At 67.9% G+C, this 18,809-nt stretch carries 13 protein-coding genes and 5 pseudogenes; 12 read left to right on the top strand and 6 right to left on the bottom strand.

What is annotated here, in order from left to right:
- The first annotated feature begins 268 nt into the window (after positions 1–268).
- A complete protein-coding gene (locus tag ACIP94_RS34145) occupies positions 269–856 on the top strand; it encodes an RNA polymerase sigma factor (protein WP_402434541.1) in 588 nt (195 codons plus the stop codon).
- Between the two features lies 1 nt (position 857).
- Complete coding sequence (locus ACIP94_RS34140) at positions 858–1,604, top strand: anti-sigma factor family protein (protein WP_402434538.1); 747 nt, start codon at positions 858–860, stop codon at positions 1,602–1,604.
- An 87-nt stretch (positions 1,605–1,691) separates the two neighbouring features.
- Here ACIP94_RS34140 and ACIP94_RS34135 read toward each other — a convergent pair.
- Positions 1,692–2,099 (bottom strand): annotated as a pseudogene (locus ACIP94_RS34135) (FAD-dependent oxidoreductase); the annotation flags it as partial.
- A 7-nt stretch (positions 2,100–2,106) separates the two neighbouring features.
- Positions 2,107–3,022 (bottom strand): annotated as a pseudogene (locus ACIP94_RS34130) (aminoglycoside phosphotransferase family protein).
- Positions 3,023–3,101: 79 nt separating this feature from the next.
- Between ACIP94_RS34130 and ACIP94_RS34125 the strand changes: the two are divergent.
- Together ACIP94_RS34125 and ACIP94_RS34120 are read left to right on the top strand one after the other, a co-directional pair.
- Positions 3,102–3,740: pseudogene (locus tag ACIP94_RS34125) on the top strand (transposase family protein); the annotation flags it as partial.
- Between the two features lie 183 nt (positions 3,741–3,923).
- Positions 3,924–4,460 (top strand): GNAT family N-acetyltransferase, encoded by a 537-nt coding sequence (locus ACIP94_RS34120; RefSeq protein WP_402434535.1) that lies wholly within the window; start codon positions 3,924–3,926, stop codon positions 4,458–4,460.
- Positions 4,461–4,875: 415 nt separating this feature from the next.
- On the opposite strand, the gene ACIP94_RS34115 is transcribed toward ACIP94_RS34120, so the two are convergent.
- Complete coding sequence (locus tag ACIP94_RS34115; protein WP_402434532.1) at positions 4,876–6,090, bottom strand: beta-ketoacyl-[acyl-carrier-protein] synthase family protein; 1,215 nt, start codon at positions 6,088–6,090, stop codon at positions 4,876–4,878.
- Positions 6,091–6,659: 569 nt separating this feature from the next.
- On the opposite strand from ACIP94_RS34115, the gene bla reads away from it, so the two are divergent.
- From bla to ACIP94_RS34100, 3 genes and pseudogenes are all read left to right on the top strand, one after another.
- Positions 6,660–7,568: a class A beta-lactamase gene (gene bla, locus ACIP94_RS34110; RefSeq protein WP_402434529.1), complete on the top strand. Its 909-nt coding sequence runs from the start codon at positions 6,660–6,662 to the stop codon at positions 7,566–7,568.
- Positions 7,569–8,056: 488 nt separating this feature from the next.
- Positions 8,057–8,557 carry an RICIN domain-containing protein gene (locus tag ACIP94_RS34105; protein ID WP_402434526.1) on the top strand — a complete coding sequence of 167 codons (501 nt, stop codon included), beginning with the start codon at positions 8,057–8,059 and terminating at the stop codon, positions 8,555–8,557.
- Between the two features lie 169 nt (positions 8,558–8,726).
- A pseudogene (locus ACIP94_RS34100) lies at positions 8,727–9,253 on the top strand (hypothetical protein); the annotation flags it as partial.
- A gap of 25 nt (positions 9,254–9,278) precedes the next feature.
- On the opposite strand, the pseudogene ACIP94_RS34095 reads toward ACIP94_RS34100, so the two are convergent.
- A pseudogene (locus ACIP94_RS34095) lies at positions 9,279–9,590 on the bottom strand (transposase); the annotation flags it as partial.
- 785 nt (positions 9,591–10,375) lie between these two features.
- A complete protein-coding gene (locus ACIP94_RS34090) occupies positions 10,376–10,684 on the bottom strand; it encodes a hypothetical protein (RefSeq protein WP_402434523.1) in 309 nt (102 codons plus the stop codon).
- 879 nt (positions 10,685–11,563) lie between these two features.
- Here ACIP94_RS34090 and ctaD point away from each other — a divergent pair.
- The 4 genes from ctaD (at position 11,564) to ACIP94_RS34070 (ending at position 14,699) form a co-directional block, all read left to right on the top strand.
- Positions 11,564–13,303 (top strand): cytochrome c oxidase subunit I, encoded by a 1,740-nt coding sequence (gene ctaD / locus ACIP94_RS34085; RefSeq protein WP_402434521.1) that lies wholly within the window; start codon positions 11,564–11,566, stop codon positions 13,301–13,303.
- Complete coding sequence (locus ACIP94_RS34080) at positions 13,300–13,677, top strand: hypothetical protein (RefSeq protein ID WP_402434518.1); 378 nt, start codon at positions 13,300–13,302, stop codon at positions 13,675–13,677. Before ctaD ends, ACIP94_RS34080 begins: the two co-directional genes overlap by 4 nt.
- 309 nt (positions 13,678–13,986) lie before the next feature.
- Positions 13,987–14,478, top strand: coding sequence for a DUF2975 domain-containing protein (locus ACIP94_RS34075; RefSeq protein WP_402434515.1), 492 nt, complete (start codon positions 13,987–13,989; stop codon positions 14,476–14,478).
- Positions 14,478–14,699, top strand: a complete 222-nt coding sequence (locus tag ACIP94_RS34070) for a helix-turn-helix transcriptional regulator (protein ID WP_010981499.1) — start codon at positions 14,478–14,480, stop codon at positions 14,697–14,699. Before ACIP94_RS34075 ends, ACIP94_RS34070 begins: the two co-directional genes overlap by 1 nt.
- Before the next feature lie 518 nt (positions 14,700–15,217).
- On the opposite strand, the gene ACIP94_RS34065 is transcribed toward ACIP94_RS34070, so the two are convergent.
- A complete protein-coding gene (locus ACIP94_RS34065) occupies positions 15,218–15,898 on the bottom strand; it encodes a formylglycine-generating enzyme family protein (RefSeq protein WP_402434512.1) in 681 nt (226 codons plus the stop codon).
- Between the two features lie 527 nt (positions 15,899–16,425).
- Here ACIP94_RS34065 and ACIP94_RS34060 point away from each other — a divergent pair.
- Entirely contained in the window at positions 16,426–18,702 is a 2,277-nt protein-coding gene (locus ACIP94_RS34060; RefSeq protein WP_402434509.1) for an ArnT family glycosyltransferase, read from the top strand.
- The last annotated feature ends 107 nt before the right edge of the window (positions 18,703–18,809 follow it).

The raw sequence follows: 18,809 nt of genomic DNA, 5'->3' as shown, positions 1-18,809 counted from the left end.
GCGGAGATCCCACACGGCCCGCGAGCCTCGGTTCTGACGTCATAGCGTGTATACGAAGCGCCCAGCTGAATGTATTGGATAATCGGAGCTTTTTTCGTTAGGTGGACATTCGTCTCGCCAGGTGAACGGAACGGCGTACGCGGGCTCGGCGCGGGGGCTACTCCGCGGCCTCGGCATGACCGCCGGGGCGGAGTCGGGAGAGAATCGGAGTGTGATCTCCCGAAGGGGCCGTGCAATCCCCTGGCCGGGACAGACCGTACATAGAGGTATGCAGAGGTACCGGTTCCCCGTCGGTCGCGTCCCGGATGAGGCACTGCTGTCCGGACTGGCCACCGGGGACCCGGAGCTTGCCGTCACCTTCGTACGGAGGTTCCAGCACACGGTCTTCGGCGTCGCCGTCGCCGTCACCGGGGATCCACAGCTTGCCGAGGACATCGCCCAGCAGACGTTCGAGCGTGCGTGGCGCCACGCGCAGATCTACGACTCCCGCCGCGGTTCGGTGACGACCTGGCTGACGACCATCGCGCACAACCTGGCCATCGACGCCGTTCGCACACGGCGGCCGGAGCCCGTGGCGCCCGAAGAACTCGACGCGGTCCTGGGCGTCGTCAGTGAGACACCCGAGCAGTATGCCCTGGCCGATGAGGCATCGTCCCGGCTGCGGGCCGCCGTGGCGGAACTCCCGCGCGAACAAGGCCGTGCGCTGGTGATGGCGGGAATCTACGGAATGACGGCCCAGCAGATCGCGGACTGGGAGAAGATCCCGCTGGGCACCGCCAAGACACGCATCAGGACCGCGATGGGGAAGCTGCGCACCACACTCGCATCTCCGAAGCGAGGCGACCATGTCCAATGACGTGACCTGCGAAACTCTCCGGGAGATCGGCGCCGAGCTGGCTCTCGGCGTGCTGCCGGGCCGTGAGCGGGCCGAGGCGGTCGCCCATCTGGATCGGTGCGCGGACTGCCGGGAGTACATCGAGCAGATGACCCTCGTGGGCGACCACCTGATCGGACTGCTGCCGGGCAGTGAGCCGCCGGTGGGGTTCGAGACCAGGGTGGCGCGGTCGCTGACGCGGGAGGCATCGGCGCGCGTGGGGCGGCACCCGTACGTTCACGGCCTCGGGGTCCCGCGCATGACGCTCGGGGGCCGCATACGGCTGCGGGTCGCCGCCGCGGCGGCCGCACTCGCCCTCGCTTTCGGGTTCGGCGGCTGGGCGATCGGCACGGCGATCGAGAGCATGACGGCCGGCCCCTCGCTCTCCGCCGAGGCCGGGAAGGGCATGCTGTGGGGAGGGCTGGCCTCGCCTCATGCTCCCGGGAAGCAGAGCGGTGAGATCTACGCCCATCCAGGGTCCCCGGGCTGGGTGTACATGACCGTCGACCTCGCCGACGTCGGTACTCCGTACAACGGTGAGGTCTCCTGTCTGCTCGAGCGCAGCGACGGCAGCACGCTCCGTATCGGCAGCTTCACCCTGCACGGCGGCTATGGCTACTGGGGCGGCCCCGCTCCTGTCGACCCCTCGTCGGTCTCCGGAGTCCGGCTCACGTCGTCGGACGGCACCGTGCTCGCCACGGCCCACCTGAAGGCGACCGGACGGGTGTAGCCGGACAGGGTGGCGAGCCAGGCGACGGCTGAAGACGTGAGCGGGATCCCAGCCCTTGGGGCCGGGCGTCGTTGTCGCTGCCGAAGTCGGTACGCCGGTGGACAGCAGGTGCCCGGCGCGGCCTTCGAGGCCCTTGGCCGTCTCGGTGGAGCGGGGGACCATGGTCTTCTCGTAGGTGCGGATGGCGTCGTCGACGGTGGCGGCGTTCGGGAGAGCGAGGGCGAGTTCGCCGGCGTCGAGCATGGCGAGGTTGACGCCGGCCGCGAGCGGGGGCATGAGGTGGGCGGCGTCGCCGAGCAGGGTCACCGTCGCATCGTGTTCCCAGGTATGCGGGACCGGGAGAGCGAAGATCCGGCGGTCGACGTAGGGTCCGTCGTTTTCGGTGATCATCTGGCGCATGCGGGGCGACCAGTGGGCGTACTCGCCCAGGAGTAGGGCGCGAATGCCGTCGGTGTCCTCGGCGGTCAGGCCGCTCGCGCCGATCCAGTCGACCGGGATTTGGTCATTGGTGGACTGTTGCGGTGAGGCGTTGGAGTGCGGCATGGGCAGGTGGGCCCCAGGTGGGCTTGCCTCCGGGGCGGCCGTGGACGCCGGCGTCTCCGATGCGGATGCAGGCGAGGGCTTTCAGCACCGCCCAGCCGCGCGCGGCGTCGGGTCGCGGCGTCCGGGCTTGGCTGGTAGGTCTCGTGGAAGCGGTCGATGGCGCCGTCCGGCAGCAGGATCCAAGCGGCGGCGAGGTCGCAGGCCGGGTCGCCGGCGAAGAGGTCGCCGAAGTCGATCACGCCGGAGAAAGTGCCGTTCGTGGTCAGGATGTTGGCTGGGTGCAGATCGCCGTGGAGCCAGAGACGTGGGCCTGCCCAGTCCGGCGCGGCGGCGGCGTCTTCCCAGACCGCGCGGACAGCGTCCGGGTCGCCGATCAGCCCCAGTTCGGTGGCCGAGGCGAGCCCTTGGGCGAAGTGTTCGGCGGTGTCGGCCAGTGGTCCACCGCGGTCTCGGCCCGCCGGCGCCCCGTCGGGCGCCGGGCGGTGAAGAGCGGTCAGGAAGGCGGCGAGGCTGACGGCCGCCTCCGCCGCGCGCGTCGCGGGGGCGCGGTCGGCGGGCTCGCCCGGTACCCAGGTGGTGACGAGCCAGGGCCGCGGAAACCGTTCGGAGGGCTCACCGAGGCGCTGCGGCACGGGAATCCGCAGAGGAAGGTGCGGGGCGAGGAGGGGCAGCCAGGCGTGTTCCTTGCGTAGCAGCGCGTCCGCGGACTGCGTCGCCCAAGGCAACCGGACGGCGAGGTCATCGCCGAGCCGCCACACTTGGTTGTCCCAGCCGAGCGCTCCGAGCTTCAGGGGGCGATCCGCCAGGTCGGGGTGCTGCTCGCGCAGCAGATCCCGGATCAGGTCCTCTGTGATGTCCATCTCGGTGGCCGTCATGTGTAGCAACGGTAGTTGGGGGAGCGGCCTGCCTATAGCCTGTCCCGTAGCAGGTGACCACAGCTGAGACGATCTCGGTGTGGCTGGTGTCATCACGGCGTCGGTGCCGTCCTGGATAGGTCCGTTCACCGGGCTGAGCCCGCGCTGCTTCGCCAAGTTGGTAGCCGCTGTGCGCCGTGAGTCGGTGAGGACGACTCAGCGAGGACGACCATGGGGACTGCCGCTTGAAGATCGGGTCCTGTTGGTCACTGCGTACTGGCCCACAACCTTGACGCTGTGCCAGTTGGCTCCGCGGTTCGGCATCTGGAAGTCCGCAGCCGATCGGGTCATCGTCCATCTCGAGCCCTTGCCGGCGCTTCAGCCGCGCAAGCGGTTCGCGAAGGACGCCGTACTCATCGGGGACGGCACCCTGGTGCCCACTCGCGACTGCACGATCGCCGAGCAGTCGAAGAATTATCGCTATGCCACGGCTCATCGGGTCGTCATCGATGCCGATACCCGCCTGGTCGTCGTGGCCGGTCGGCCTCTGCCCGGCAACCGGCACGACTCCCGCGGCTGGGAAGAATCCGGTGCCAAGGCCGCCGTCGGCCACACCATGACCATCGCGGACGGTGGCTACCAGGGCACCGGACTCGTCATCCCGCACCGGCGGGCCAAGAGTGAGGAACTTCCAGCCTGGAAGGAGGAACACAACCGGTCTCACAAGCGCGTTCGCGCTGAGCGCCGCGGGGCTCCCCCTTCCGTCAGCCGTCAGCCGTCAGCCGTCAGCCGTCAGCCGTCAGCCGCAACGCTCGCGACTCCCGGCGACCGTTCGCACTCCTCGGGCTCTCCTGACTGCCACCTGTGGATCAGGCGGGGAAACTTGGTTGATCGGCTGGGGCCCCTCGTATAGCAATGCCCTGTGATACGTGGCGAAAAGATCGGGCTGCGTGCCCGGCACGAGAGCGACGTCCCAGTTCTCCACTCCGAGCTGTACGACGATGTGCCCACACGGTCACGCGCCGACTCTCGCCCGTGGCGACCCATCTCACCAGGTTTGGGCCACTCGCCCTTCGCCGTGACCGAGCCATCGGACGAGGCAGCGTGCTTCTCCGTCGTCGAGCTGGAGTCGCATGAGCTGGCCGGCGAGGCCCTCCTCTGGGGCATCGACACGCACAACCGGACGGCTCACATCGGCATCGCCCTGCGCCCCACATTCCGCGGCTGCGGGCTCAGCGTGGATGTCCTGCACACACTGTGCGAGTACGGATTCGCCGTACGCGGACTACAGCGGCTGCAGATCGAGACCCTCACGGACAACAGCCCTATGCTCGCGGCGGCAACCAGGGTCGGGTTCACGCGGGAGGGAACACTGCGGCGCTCCGCATGGGTGTACGGCACATACGCAGACGAAGCCGTCCTTGGCCTCCTCTCGAACGATTGGACACCCCGGGGCTGAACAGCACGAGCGAGGTGTCGCGATAGCGAGATGCGGACACAAAGGGCAAGGTAGAACTCTGACGAAGCCCTGCCTCGGTGCCGACGACGAAATCGTGCTGGTGTCACCGACCGGTGCCGATGCCACCTCGTCCAACGGGATCCGGACCGTGGTCGACGATGCCGCCGCCACACGGCCTGTTCCTGACACGTTCCCGGTGGCCGGCGCCGACGTCTACCCGCGCACATGTTCGCCGGCGTCGCCGACGACATCGCCGGCTGACCCTCTCCGCTTTTGGTGGCTACCGAGGTTGAACTCGTGATGTCGTGACCGGCCTGATGGACCGGCCGGTCTGAGCAACGACACGACATCACGAGTGGGCGGCAACCGGGCCTGGGGGCACATGCCGCCCAGCGTGGCGGTCAGGGTCTCGTCGTCATGTGGTGAAGACAAGAGTGACGTTGTGTCCGCCGAACCCGAAAGAGTTGGCCAGCGCAGCAGACCACTGACCGGTGCGCCGCTCACCGCGCACCACGTCCAGTTCCACACGCGGGTCGAGTTCGTCGAGGTTGCGCGTGGCCGGCACCGTGCCGTCCTTGAGCGCGAACAGAGCGGCCATAGCGCCGACCGTTCCGGAGGCGCCCATCATGTGACCTGTCATCGACTTCGTCGCCGTCACCGCAGAGTGGCTGCCGACTACTCGGCCGATCGCCTCGGCCTCCGCCAGGTCACCGGACTCCGTCGAAGTGGCGTGGGCGTGCACGACTCCGATATCCGCCGGGGTCAGGCCGGCGTCGCGCAGCGCCAGTTCCATGGCGAAGGCCTGGCCTTCCGCGTCGGAGGCCGTGATGTGGTTCGCGCTCGAACTCACGGCACTGCCGGCCAGTGTGCCGTAGGCACGTGCTCCACGGGCCTGGGCGAACTCGGCGCGTTCGAGCACCATCATCCCCGCGCCCTCGCCCATGACGAACCCGGACCGCTTGACGTCGAACGGCCGGGACACGGTCTCTGGGTCCACGGACTGCGTCGACAGGGCCTTCATCTGGGCGAACGCCGCGATGGTGAAGGGGTGCAGGCATGCCTCCACCCCACCTGCGACGACCACGTCCGCTCGCCCGCTGCGGATCAGATCCTGCCCCAGGGCGAGGGCCTCTGCCCCGGACGCACAGGCACTCACCGGAGTCCTGGCGCCTGCCTTGGCGCGCAGGTCCATGCTCACCCGAGCAGCCGGCCCGTTGGGCATCAGCATGGGGACCGCGAACGGCGACAGCCGTCGAATCCCGGCGCGTTCGAAGACGTCGTCCTGCCCCAGCGTGGTGAGGACACCACCGGTCCCCGTACCGATGACGACGGCGAATCGTTCCGGCTCGACCTGCGGAGCGCCGGCGTCCTGCCAAGCTTCGCGCGCAGTGAGGATGGCGACCTGCTCACCGCGGTCCAGCTTCCTGGCCTCGGCCCTCGGAAGCAGGGAGGCAGGGTCCACCGTGAGCCCGGCCGCAACGTGCACGGGCAGGTCCGCGGCCCACTCCTCCTCCAGGAAACGCACCCCCGACTTACCGTCCAGCAGCCCCGACCACGACGACGGCGCATCGGCTCCCAGTGGCGTCATCGCGCCGACGCCTGTCACCAGCACACGACCGTTACGGGTCACACGATCCTCCTTGAATTGTGTAGATGCTACATAGTGCCTGACTTGCCCTCATGGTGATCATGCCAGCGTTCAGAAGGGAAATCAGGGTAGGAGTCGACCGATTCGAAAGCGAGAGATTGTCCCATTCCAACAATTAACGAGTGGAACTCGTGGCGTCGTGGAAGCTGACGGGTGATCACCTTCCGGGGGGTATCGCCGGTATCACCCGGGCATGGCATGAGGTATCGACGAGGGGGCGGGCTGACCGTCGAACGGCAGGAGTTCCGCGCGGGGTTACGGCTCCAGGCTGCGGATCGGTTCGTCCTGGGTGAGGCGCGTGCGGTGATGGCCAAGGACCTGTGGGTCAGTGACCGGTCGGTGCAGCGGTGGCGGCGGACGCGGAAGGAGGGCGGGCCGCGGGCTCCGCGGTCGCGCGGGGGTGGTGACCGACTGCACGGATCGGTGGTATGTGGCAGCCGGCGGGAACGGGAAGGTGCGGAGCCGCGTCCTCAGAAGGGAAGAATGAGTTTGGGTGACCTGAAAGGGACGGCCGTCATGTCCGGCGACCGCACGAGCAGAGGAACATGGCCATGGAATTACGTCCGAGTCGGCGCGGGGTTCTTGCCGGGGGCGCCGCGACGGCTCTCACTGTTGTTCTCCCCACCGGAAGTACGGCGTTCGCGCAGGGCACGGACGATGAGGGGATCGCTGGGCAGCTGCGTGCTCTTGAGCGGGCGCATTCCGCGCGGCTGGGGGTCTTCGCGTGTGACACGGTCACGGGAAGGACCGTGCTGTACCGCGCGGACGAGCTGTTCCCGATGTGCTCGACGTTCAAGACGATCGCCGTGGCCGCGGTCCTGAGGGACCTCGACCGGGATGGCGAGTTCCTCGCCAAGCGCATCCGGTACACGGAGACGGACGTCACCAAGTCGGGCTACGCGCCGATCACGGGCCTGCCCGAGAACCTCGCCGACGGCATGACCGTCGCCGACTTGTGCGCGGCCGCCATCGACTACAGCGACAACACCGCAGGGAACCTCCTGCTGCGCGAGCTCGGCGGCCCGAGTGCAGTCACCCGCTTCTGCCGCTCGATCGGAGACGATGTCACCCGGCTCGACCGGTGGGAGCCCGAGCTGAACTCTGCGGAGCCTGGGCGGGTGAGTGACACCTCGAGTCCCCGCGCGATCGGCCGGTCCTACGCCCGCCTCGCCCTGGGAGACGCTCTTGAAGCGCGGGACCGGGAGCGGCTGACCGGGTGGCTGCTGGCCAACACGACCAGTGGCAACCGCTTCCGTGCCGGACTGCCCAAGGAGTGGACGGTCGCGGACAAAACCGGTACCGGCGACTACGGCACCACCAACGATGTGGGCGTCACCTGGCCGCCCGGCCGGGGACCGATCGTGATGGCACTCCTGTCCACCAAGCATGATTCCGCCGCACCCGCGGACGAACCGCTGGTCGCCGATACCGCCACGCTGCTGGCAGCCGTACTGGCCTGACCGCCAACAGTGCTGCACCGAGCGTCAGTCACCGGCACAGCACGGCTCTGGAAACCCCGCCGCCTGCGGTTCCCGCGCCCGTTCACCACGGCCGGCCAACACATCACCACCGGCCGCCGCCGCTTCCTCATGCTGCCAAATCCCGGCCGCCCGGCAGATTTCCCCGCCGACGAGCAACACGACGGTCCCGGAGCAGCGGAACCCGGCGTTCACCCGGCACGTCAGCCGGGCCACTGACCTTCCCAGCATCAGCCGCAGAACACGAACGGTCCGCCGGCTCCGTCGGCGGACCGTCATGCAAGTTCGAGGTTAATTCACGTGGCGATCGATGAATCAGAACTCCAGCATTTTCGGGTAAATAAGCCAAACGCATTTAGCTCCAAGATTCACCCAAACGCCTGACCTTTCGAGCCCGGCGGCAAGAGAAAATTTGGCTGGCTCGTGCTAGAAAAGTGATGTCTCATCAGGCTCTGTCAAAGGGGTGATTCATGCGTTTCCGAATTGGCCGCGCAGTCATGGCTGGTGCCGTCGCATGCCTATTTGTTAGTGCGCATGCCTCGGCCGTCACAGGTACTGCCACCGCAGTGAAGGCTCGTAACAGCGGTAAGTGCGTGACGGTCCGTGACGGAATCTTCAAGAACGGGACGCCTTTGATTCAATGGACGTGTGGCGGCAACCAGAATAGTAAGTTCATTTTGTATAAGACGACCGGCGGACATTACCAGCTGCGCGCCACCAGCAGTGGTAAGTGCGCGACCGTCGCCAACGCTAGCAGGAATAACGGCGCCTTCGTACTCCTATGGGACTGTAATAGTGGGGCCAACCAGAGTTGGGACGTCAAGCAAGCACCTGACGGTTTCTACACCTTGAAGGCTCGGCACAGCGACAAGTGCCTGACCGTCGCAGACGGTGACCAGCGCGATGGAGCCGTGTTGCTTCAATGGGATTGCAGCAACGGAACCAACCAGCAGTTCTCGCTCAAGATGTAAGTTGAGCAACCCGGCGGGCGACCGTCACCTTAAGTAGCTGTTGTCGTACCGAATCCGGGGGCGGCGTTTTCGCTGGTCAGGCATGGGATCGATGGTTCCGGCCGATGCCCGCCAGCCGGTCGTGGGGGAGCGGTGGCCTATCGTGTCCTCGCTCCGGGGGAAGCCGCGGATGCCGTCGGTGGTCGGACTGTTGGGGCAGCACGAGCTCGCCGCTCGTCGTCGAGTCGACGGGCTTCGGGAGGAGGCCGACCGGATTCAGGCCGAGTTGGCCGCGGCCGAGAAGGAATGGCAGGAGTGGGCGATCGCCGCAGGCGGGTCGTGCGGTGCTGGCCCCGGACGTCGGCAACACCGCCGCCATGGCAGTCACCCCGGACCCAGAGAATGCGGACGCGCCAGCGGCGCCCGGGGATGCGGCGAAGCCGAAGTCGCAGGTGCCGGTGTGGCGTCAGGGCTGAGGTGGTCGGCACTGTCGATCGACTACCAGCGCATCCTGCAGGTTCTCGCCGACCGTGTCCGGCTTGGGCGGGACCGCTGACCTGACAGGAGATGGCCGCCTTGTTCGGCATGGACGTGGTGCCGGCGCGGGTGGAGGTACTGCGGTCGACGGCGAAGCGCCTGGTCGCCCGCGGCTGGCCGGCCGAGCAGCCGCGGGGTCGATTCACCCTCGCCGGGGGTGTGGCCGGGTCAGGCGGCGGGTGCGCATCAGGTGGCGAAGGACCGTTCAACGATCCACCGCTTGGGCGGCACCACGAACCCCTGCTGGTCGCCGCTGCGCTTGACGATCGCCAGAACGAGGGCGAACGCCGCCAGGCAGTGCTCGACGAGGCTGCCGGCGTAGCCGCCGTCGGCCCACGAGGGCGAGACGGTGGTGTGCGTCGGCCACCCGCCCCGGCAGGACCCGAGCGGCGGAACGATCGCCGATGTCCGCAGCGGTGACCATCACCCCCAGCAGCAGACCGAGCGTGTCAACGACGACATGACGCTTGTGCCCGTTGACGAGCTGGCCAGCGTCGAAGCCGCGGCTGTCACTCGAGGACGACGGCGTCCGCCTTGACGGACTGCGAGTCGATCACCCTGCGGTCGGCTCCGCGTCCCACTCCAGCCTCATGCGGACCTTCGCACGCAGCCGGTCGTGAGCAGGGGCGGGACGACGAAGAAGATCGCGAAAGTCTCGCTTGTCACTCTTTCGGCTGGCGTCGTGGCCCCGGCCCAGACCGGAGCCGCGCAGGCCGACGCTTCGCACTGGAACAAGAGATCAAGTGCCACCAGAAGGACGTGGCCGGCCGGAACATACCCACCCGCGTCGGCAACAGCGAACTCGGTTGGGCCCACTTCTCCGGCAACCACAACATACGCACCGCCGTATCGTTGGCTCTACGTGCGGCATCAGGGTGGTCCCGATGTGGTGGGCCTGCGATGTGAGGCTTGCGGAGGCAGGACCGGCAGTGATCTCGGAGGTGCTCTCCCGGGCGCAGGAGCGCGAGCTGTTCGGGGAGCCGGAGGACGATCCGCACTGTACGGCTGTGGTGGATCTGACGCACTGACCGATTCCGGGCGGCGCCGCTGGACGAAATTCGACCGCAGGTCGTGCTCGGCCGCCACAGGGGTCCTTCATTCTCAGGGCACGCACCATGCGGAACCAGCGACACCGCTTATCGCCCTCATCGGCTCCCAGGAGACCGCGTTGTCCTTGCCGTGCCCCGCACGGAAACCTGTCCAAACCGGCAATGGGCGTAGCTGGTGAGGCATGGCCGAAGCGGCGGCGAAGGGATCACCAGCGAGCGGTCGACCTGGGCCGACCTCGTCGCTGTGGGGGCCCTACCGGTAGTCGTCGGGGTGGGACTGCATCCAGGTGTTGACCTTGTCCCGGGTGTTCAGCAGGAGTTTCTGGTGCCGCTTGAGGTTCGGGAAGGTGAAGTCGCCTCCGAGGGCTTCCTGCATCGCGTCGATCCAGGTGAGGGGAGCGGCGAAGTGCCCGTTTCCCTTCGGGCTGGATTTCATCGAGTCGTACAGGTCGTCGAGATTGTTCAGCACCCGGGTGAGGAAGTACTCGCAGTTCCCCGGAGTGGTGCAGCCGTCGTTGTAGGTGGCCTGGAGCACGGCGAAGGCATCCCGGACCTGGGGCACCGACGCTCCCGGCGCGGCCTCTGTGGTTGGGTAGGCCGACGCCCCGGAGGGGCTGCCGCCGACGACCCGGGATGCGTGGGGTCGCTGCTCGCAGAGGGGCTCGGCGCGGTCGAGGAAGGGGCACCGCTGGCGGTCGCCGCCGTAGTACCGCCGTGCCGGGAAGTGCTGTCGTGCCCGGGCGAGCAGGCCGCCAGCAGGGCGGCCACCAGCAGTATCGGCGCTGCGCGACGCGCGGCTGCGGCTGAGTGCACGAGTATCCCCCGGGTGATCGATTTCCTATGATCATTTGGATAACAGCCCGAGCAGTGATTGTCCATCGTCTCGCCACACCACCCGGGCCGCTGTCGATCTGAGCGCCTTCGTCAAGCCGCCGTGCCTCTTCGGCCAGGCTCGGGTCACGGCTCGCTTCGCACAGGCTCCCCGTGCCGGGCGTGCGGCCATTGAGGGCGCCAGGACGGCCCCAGCACACCGCCGGGTACCAGGCCCCGCTTTGAGCGGCCGGCAATGAGGATGCGAGGCGGTCCGCGCCTGCCCTTGGGGCGGGCCGGCACACCGGTGTACCCGCCCTTGTGCCCAGCCGCCGGATCCGTGACCGCCTCGTCGAGGGGCCGGTCAAGGCAAGCCCAAACGGCGCGACCGGTTCGTAAGGCCCTCACCCGCTCGGCCGACGCCGCAACGAAAGCGCCACCGACCGCTGCAACGCCTGACAGGCTCCGGCGCGTAGGGCTGGCGGCGACACGCCGCGGCTGCTCCATTGGGGTCCGATCGTCATGCCAGTGGCCGCATTCTGGCCGATCAGGACGGCAGCCCTGCCCCTGGCGCAGCAAGGATGGCGGCTGACTGACGACGCGAACCGCGAGCATCGGGAGACACCCACTTGTGAGCATCCTCAACGAACCCTCCGGTGCCGAGGCGGCTGCGGAGTCACACGCGAACGAGCTGCCGGTCCGGCGCAGGCGACCCGGCAATGTCGTGGTGAAGTGGGCGACGACGACTGACCACAAGACCATCGGAACGCTGTATCTGACCACGTCGTTCGCGTTCTTCTTGATCGGCGGCGTGATGGCGCTGCTGATGCGTGCCGAGCTGGCCCGTCCGGGGCTGCAGATCATCTCGAAGGAGCAGTACAACCAGGCGTTCACGCTGCACGGCACGGTCATGCTGCTGTTGTTCGCCACGCCACTGTTCGCCGGCTTCACGAACTGGATCATGCCGCTGCAGATCGGCGCCCCGGACGTGGCCTTCCCCCGCCTGAACATGTTTGCCTACTGGCTGTACCTGTTCGGCGCGCTGATCGTCCTCGGCGGCTTCCTCACCCCGCAGGGTGCGGCCGACTTCGGCTGGTTCGCCTACTCCCCGCTCTCGGACGCTGAGCACTCGGTCGGCATCGGGAGCGACCTGTGGATCATGGGACTGTCGCTGTCTGGCTTCGGCACCATCCTGGGCGCCGTCAACTTCATCACCACGGTCGTCTGCATGCGCTGCCCCGGCATGACCATGTTCCGCATGCCGATCTTCACCTGGAACGTGCTGCTCACCAGTGTCCTGGTGCTGTTTGCCTTCCCGGTTCTGGCCGCGGCGCTTCTGGCACTGGAGGCGGACCGCAAGTTCGGTGCCCACATCTTCGACGCGACCAACGGCGGTGCCTTGTTGTGGCAGCACCTGTTCTGGTTCTTCGGCCACCCCGAGGTCTACATCATCGCGTTGCCCTTCTTCGGCATCGTGACGGAGGTCATTCCGGTCTTCGCGCGCAAGCCGGTGTTCGGCTACATGGGCCTGGTCGGCGCGACGATCGCCATCACGGGCCTGTCGGTCACGGTGTGGGCGCACCACATGTTCGTGACCGGTGGTGTGCTGCTGCCGTTCTTCTCCTTCATGTCGTTCCTGATCGCGGTTCCGACCGGTGTGAAGTTCTTCAACTGGATCGGCACCATGTGGAAGGGATCGCTGTCCTTCGAGACCCCGATGCTGTGGGCGGCGGGCTTTCTGGTCACCTTTGTCTTCGGCGGTCTGACCGGTGTCCTCCTGGCGTCGCCGCCGCTGGACTTCCACGTCTCCGACAGCTACTTCGTGGTGGCGCACTTTCACTACGTCGTGTTCGGCACCGTCGTCTTCGCGATGTTCGCCGGATTCCACTTCTGGTGGCCCAAGTTCACCGGCAAGATGCTCGATGAGCGCCTCGGCAAGATCACCTTCTGGACGCTGTTCGTCGGGTTCCACACGACGTTCCTGGTCCAGCACTGGCTGGGCGCCGAGGGCATGCCACGCCGCTACGCCGACTACCTGGCCGCCGACGGCTTCACCTGGCTGAACACGGTCTCCACCATCGGATCGTTCTTGCTGGGGCTGTCCATGCTTCCGTTCCTTTACAACGTGTGGAAGACGGCGAAGTACGGCAAGCCGGTGGGCGAGGACGACCCGTGGGGCTACGGCCGTTCGCTGGAGTGGGCGACCTCCTGTCCGCCGCCACGACACAACTTCCTCACGCTGCCGCGGATTCGCACCGAATCCCCCGCCTTCGACCTGCACCACCCAGACCTTGCCCAACTCGACTACCAGGATTACCTCGGCAGACACGCCGCGGTTGAAGCGCCGGGGCGCAAAAGGGGGCGGCCTTGACATCATCGAGCCGTCACGGGTCCTTGCCGGACCGACGCAGGGGCACACTCGCCAACGAGGTCGAGGGCTACCTCCTCCTGCAAGCAGAGCGAGAGCAGGCCCAGCGCGACGCCGAAGCCCTCTGCGCGCGTCTGCCCTGGCTCACCAGTGAGCAGGCCGAGGATCTGGTCCACCATTACACCGAGCAGCGCCTTTGTCTGACACGGCAAGTGCTGCAGGCCACTGCCGACAGGGCCAAGCGCCTGCGCGAAGAATACGAGACCCGCTACGCCGCCTTGCGTCGCACTTTGCTCAGACGGCACGCCGTGTGTGCGTGCCTCCTGATCGTCGGCTCCACCGTGGCCGGTGCCGGGGCCTGTCTGCTGGCTCGCTGACCCGAGAATCGTCGGCTACGCGATGGCCGACCACCAGCGCGCCGAGCCGGTGGTCGACGCGCTGCGGATGGCCCATGGCCGCGGCGGCCTGGAGCCCAGGGCTTCGGCGTACTCCGGTGCCGTCCGACTTTGTGCTCAAGCGAGGCCGACTTCCACAAGATCAATACGGTTCACGCGATCGCCACGCCATGAGAGGGGGCGACGGCGTCCCGCCACGGTGCGACACCACCGCCCTGCCTCCGCCTCAGCCCTTGCTTAACCTATCGAGATTCAATAGATTTCCATCGAAAATCGATGGAAGGGTGGGTCATGGGAAAGCTGGCGGTGCGTGCGCTTCGCGCCGTGCTCGTGGTGGTGCTCGCCGGCACCGTGTTGGTGCAGGCAGGGATGGTGTGGGTGTTGGTCAGCGGGAGCGACCCGGAGGACGGGTCGCTCCCGCTGACCCCGCTGCGCGTGATCACGATCCTGGGCATGGTGGCGGCCCAGGTCGCCCTGGTCAGCGTCTGGCGGCTGGTGGCGATGGTGCGACGTGGAACCGTGTTCTCCCATGCCGCCTTCCGGTACGTGGACGCCGTGATCGGCGCGATCGTGGCGGCTGCTCTCCTGTGGTTCGCCGTCACGGCCGTCAATGCGCCGGGCCAGCGGGACGACCCGGGCGTCAGCGTCATCATGGGCGGGGTTGGCCTGGCCATCCTGGGGGTCGCGCTCATCGTGCTTGTGCTGCGGATGCTGCTCGCCCAGGCTGTCGCGCGCGACGCCGAAGCGGCGCAGATGCGGGCCGAGTTGGACGAGGTGATCTGATGCCGATCGCCGTCGACATCGACGTGATGCTGGCCAGGCGGAAGATGTCCGTGGGCGAGCTCGCGGACCGCGTTGGGATCACGCCCGCCAACCTGGCGGTACTCAAGAACGGCCGCGCCAAGGCGGTGCGCTTCGCGACGCTCGCCGCGCTCTGCGAGGTGCTCAAGTGCCAGCCGGGCGACCTGCTGCGCTGGGAGGCCGAGGACGCCGCGGGCGGATGACGTGCCCCAGGGCGGGCGTGAAAAGGCCTGGCACCACCAGCCTGATACGGCACGTGGACCGCATGGACGTGGATCGCTGATCACCCGCAGCACCGTTCCGACCCCGTTGGGTGGATTCAGGTTGACCCGCACAGCATCGTCCTGTCGACGATCGCGACCTGCGAACGCGGCCTCCCCACCGCACACCCCCGTTCTTCCAGCGCGGAAGGGCGGGGGTTCGTCGTCGGGCGGGCAGCCAGGGCTTCGCCGTAGTCGCTTGGGCGACCTGGCGCAATCTCGCCATCGGCGCCGCTCGCCTCGCCGGGAAGAGCAGCATCGCCGCCGGGCTTCGGCACAACGCCCGCGACGCCAGCCGACCGCTCGCCCACCTCGGATTCACATGATGATGAAACGGACGTCACGCGACTCTGCCGAAGCCCTGGCCTGACCCCGGTTGCATCACGCACAGCGACCGGCGGAAGCGAATACCTTTCGGCTGAATTCCGTTCTGCAATAGCTGATCGTTCCAGAATGGGCTGTCACGGCCCAGACAGCGGTGAGCGCGCGATGCGGAATCCCACGTCGTCAATCCGGAAGGTCGGGTGGCTGCGCCGCCGCACCGAGGCCCGGCAGCTCCAGTGCTCGTCGGCCCATCCACCGCCGCGAAGTACCCGATAGGTGCCGTATACCTCGGCGTCGTAGATGTCCCAGCACCAGTTCCAGACGTTGCCCAGCATGTCGTACAAGCCCCAGGTATTGGGCTGCTTGCGGCCCACACGGTGTATCCGCCCTTGCGAGTTGCCTTCGTACCAGGCGACCTCGTCGAGCCGGCCGTACTGCGGGCCGGTGGTGCCCGCACGACAGGCGTGCTCCCATTCGGCCTCAGTCGGCAACCGGTACCCCTCTGCACGGGTGTCCCATTCGACCGTCTCGGTGTCAGCATGGGCGTGATATGCGGGCGTCAGCCCCTCGCGCTGGGACAACGCGTTGCAGAACCAGACGGCGTCCCACCATGAAACGCTCTCAACGGGCAGTCGATCGCCTTGGGCGGTACTCGGCCGCTGACCGGTGACCTGGGCGTATAACGACTGCGTGACCGGGAACGCCGCCATCAGGAACGGCGCGACCTCGACCGGCCAACTGCGTTGCGTCCGCCGGTCCGACAGCGTCACCCGTCCCAGTGGGACCTCAACCATCTCGTTTCCTGCCCCCGTGTCCATGACGGACCACCCTATCGGCGTCCTGTCACCGCTCTACTGATGCTTCTGTGACGGGATCTGCGGAGGCGGCGAAGGCAGATCATGCTGCGGGCCAGTTCCAGCAGGGCTTGGTGGATGGCCGCTCTGCGCTCGTAACGCATGTGCAGTCGTGGGTCCACTCGAGGGGTTCGGGCAGCGGGTCCGACGGGAGCCGCGGTCTGTCGCCCGGCATCGCGCGAAACGCGATGTGCGGCCCATCACCCGGACTCGCCACTCCCTCTGTTCGCAGGACATGAGCTGTGTCTTCACTGTGTAATTGCTGTGTTCGGCGGGTCGTGGGGCAGGTAATGAACTGTGCTGCGAAGATTGAAATCTTGCCCAGGCCAGTCAAAGGGTTTCCCTGAATCTCACAAGAATTTTCTTGAGATTGGCCTCTTTGGTGTGGCGGGCTCGCCTGGTATCGAAGACTGCTGGGCATGGCAACGACTGTCCTCGACCTGTCCGCCCGCCCTGCCAGTGCCGATCGTCGCGCGCCCTGGAGATCGCCGGTGGGCCAACCCGTGTACGCGCGCCCGGCGCTGCTGGTCATCACCGTGCTCGCGGCCGTGCTCTACACCTGGGGGATCGAGCACAGTCAGTACCACACGTTCTACGCGGACGCCGTTCGCAGCATGACGGAGAGCTGGAAGGCTTTCTTCTACGGCTCTTTCGACCCTGGCAATTCCATCACGCTGGACAAATTGCCGGGATTCCTGTGGCCGCAAGCACTGTCCGCTCGCATCTTCGGATTTCATCCGTGGGCGCTGACTCTGCCTCAGGTCATTGAGGGAGTGGCGAGCTTGCTGGTCCTGCATCGTTTGGTGCGCCGTTGGGCCGGCGTACCCGCGGCGCTGATCGCCAGTACGGCGTTTCTGCTGACGCCGGTCGCCGTGGGACTCTTCCGGACCGCGGTCGAGGACCCTGCCTTCACGCTGTGTGTGCTGCTGGCGGCTGAGGCCACGCAACGCGCGGCCCGGGACGGCCGACTGCGCCCGCTGATGCTCGCCGGTGCGTGGGTCGGGCTCGGCTTCCAGGCCAAGATGCTGGAGGCGTGGGCAGTGCTTCCCGCACTCGCTCTGGTCTACCTGATGGCGGCGCCGGTCGCGCTGCGGAAGCGGCTCGCGCATCTGGGCTTGTCGGCCCTGGTGATGACCGCTGTGTCGGCGTCCTGGATGCTCGCCGTCACGCTCACCCCGGCCAAGGACCGACCCTACGTGGACGGCACCACCAACAACTCCGCGTTCAGCATGGTGGTCGGCTACAACTTCCTGAATCGCTTCTCGTCGCTCGGCATCAGCGCCGCTTCCACGGGCAGTGTCACCGCGACGCAGGGCGGCGGGGGCGGCCACGGCGGACTGAACGGGGCCGCGGGCGCCGACCGGATGGGACAGGGCGGCCCGGCAGAGCAGTACAGCCTGAACGGTCAGTCCGGTGCCGGCCGGTACAGCGGCAGCGGCCGGCACGGCGGAGCCCTCCAGCCGACTGACCAGAAGACCGGCACCGGAGCCAAGCGCGGCACCCACCACCGTCACACGGATGTGGCCGGCGCTCAGGGCAACCAGGCCACCCAGGGCCGAGCTGCCGGTCAGGCCGGCGGATCCTGGGCGAGCGCCACAGGCCAGGCCGGCGGCGGTGGCGGCCTGGGCGGGGGCCAGAACGGCTGGTCCAAGATGTTCGGCACGTCGCTCGCTTCGCAGACCGGTTGGCTGTACCCGATCGCCGCCATCGCCCTGGTCTGCGGTCTGCTCTGGCGCCGGGGCAAGCCGCGCACCGACCGGGTCCGCTCCGGGTTCGTGCTGTGGGGCACCTGGCTGACCACATACTTCATCGTCTTCAGCGCGGGCAGCGTCGGCGGCCACACGTACTACATGGGCGTGATCGCGGTGCCGCTCGCCGCGCTTACCGGGAGCGGCGTCGCGCTGATGTGGCGCGCCCACCGGGCCGGCGGCCGACGCGCCTGGGTGCTGCCGGCCGCGGTGGCGGCGACGGCGACGTGGAGCGCGTACCTGGCCGGCGAGTTCCCGTCGTTCCTGCCGTGGCTGGCGCCGGCGGTGGGCGTGCTCGGTCTCGTCGCCGTCGTCCTGCTGGTGCTGTCCCGTCCCGGTCGCGCCGCTTTCGGCGGGCGGCTGGCCCGCGCCGGACTGGCCGCGTCCCTCGCGGCCGTACTGATAGCGCCGAGCGCGTGGGCAGTGCAGATCTTCAACCCCTCGTACGGAAGCTCCGGCATGGGTGCGGTCGGTCCCTCCCGCGCGAACGGCGGCCACCGCTCGGTGACTTCGGCGGCCCCGCGGATCGGCCGGATGCCCTGGGGCGGCGGCACGGCGCGGAGCATCGGCGCGGGCCGCCGAAGCATGGGCGGCTTCAGCGAGAACGGCAAACTCACCGCGAGCCAACGAAGGCTGCTCGACTACACCACCGCACGCCAGGGTTCGGCCGCCTATGTCTTCGCCACCACCAGCTGGAACAGCGCATCTCCCTACATCCTCGGCGCCGGCGCCCATGTCCTGCCGCTCGGTGGGTTCAGCGGCAAGGTACCGTTCCCGACCGAGTCGCAGTTTCGGCAGTTGGTCAACTCCGGCAAGCTCAAGTACATACTGGTGGGCGGCGACCGCGGTATGGGCCCACTGTTCGGCGGCGGGACGACGGCCGGCACGCAGATCACCAACTGGGTGCGGTCCACCTGCACCCACGTCCCCGACACTGCCTACGGAGGCGCGGACTCATCCGGCGCGGCTGGGGGAGAAGCCACCGCACAGACGCTGTACCGGTGCGTCCCCGGCCGGTGACCTGATCAAGCGGTTCAGGCGACCGGCCGGACGGCCTCTGCCCGCGCCAACCGCGGACGGGGGCCGCCGCCGGATCCGGTGGAGCAGCATCTCGCCTACCGCCAGGT

The organism is Streptomyces sp. NPDC093261 (assembly GCF_044753645.1).
Taxonomy (GTDB): Bacteria; Actinomycetota; Actinomycetes; order Streptomycetales; family Streptomycetaceae; genus Streptomyces.
This window is presented reverse-complemented; position numbering and strand designations above follow the sequence as displayed.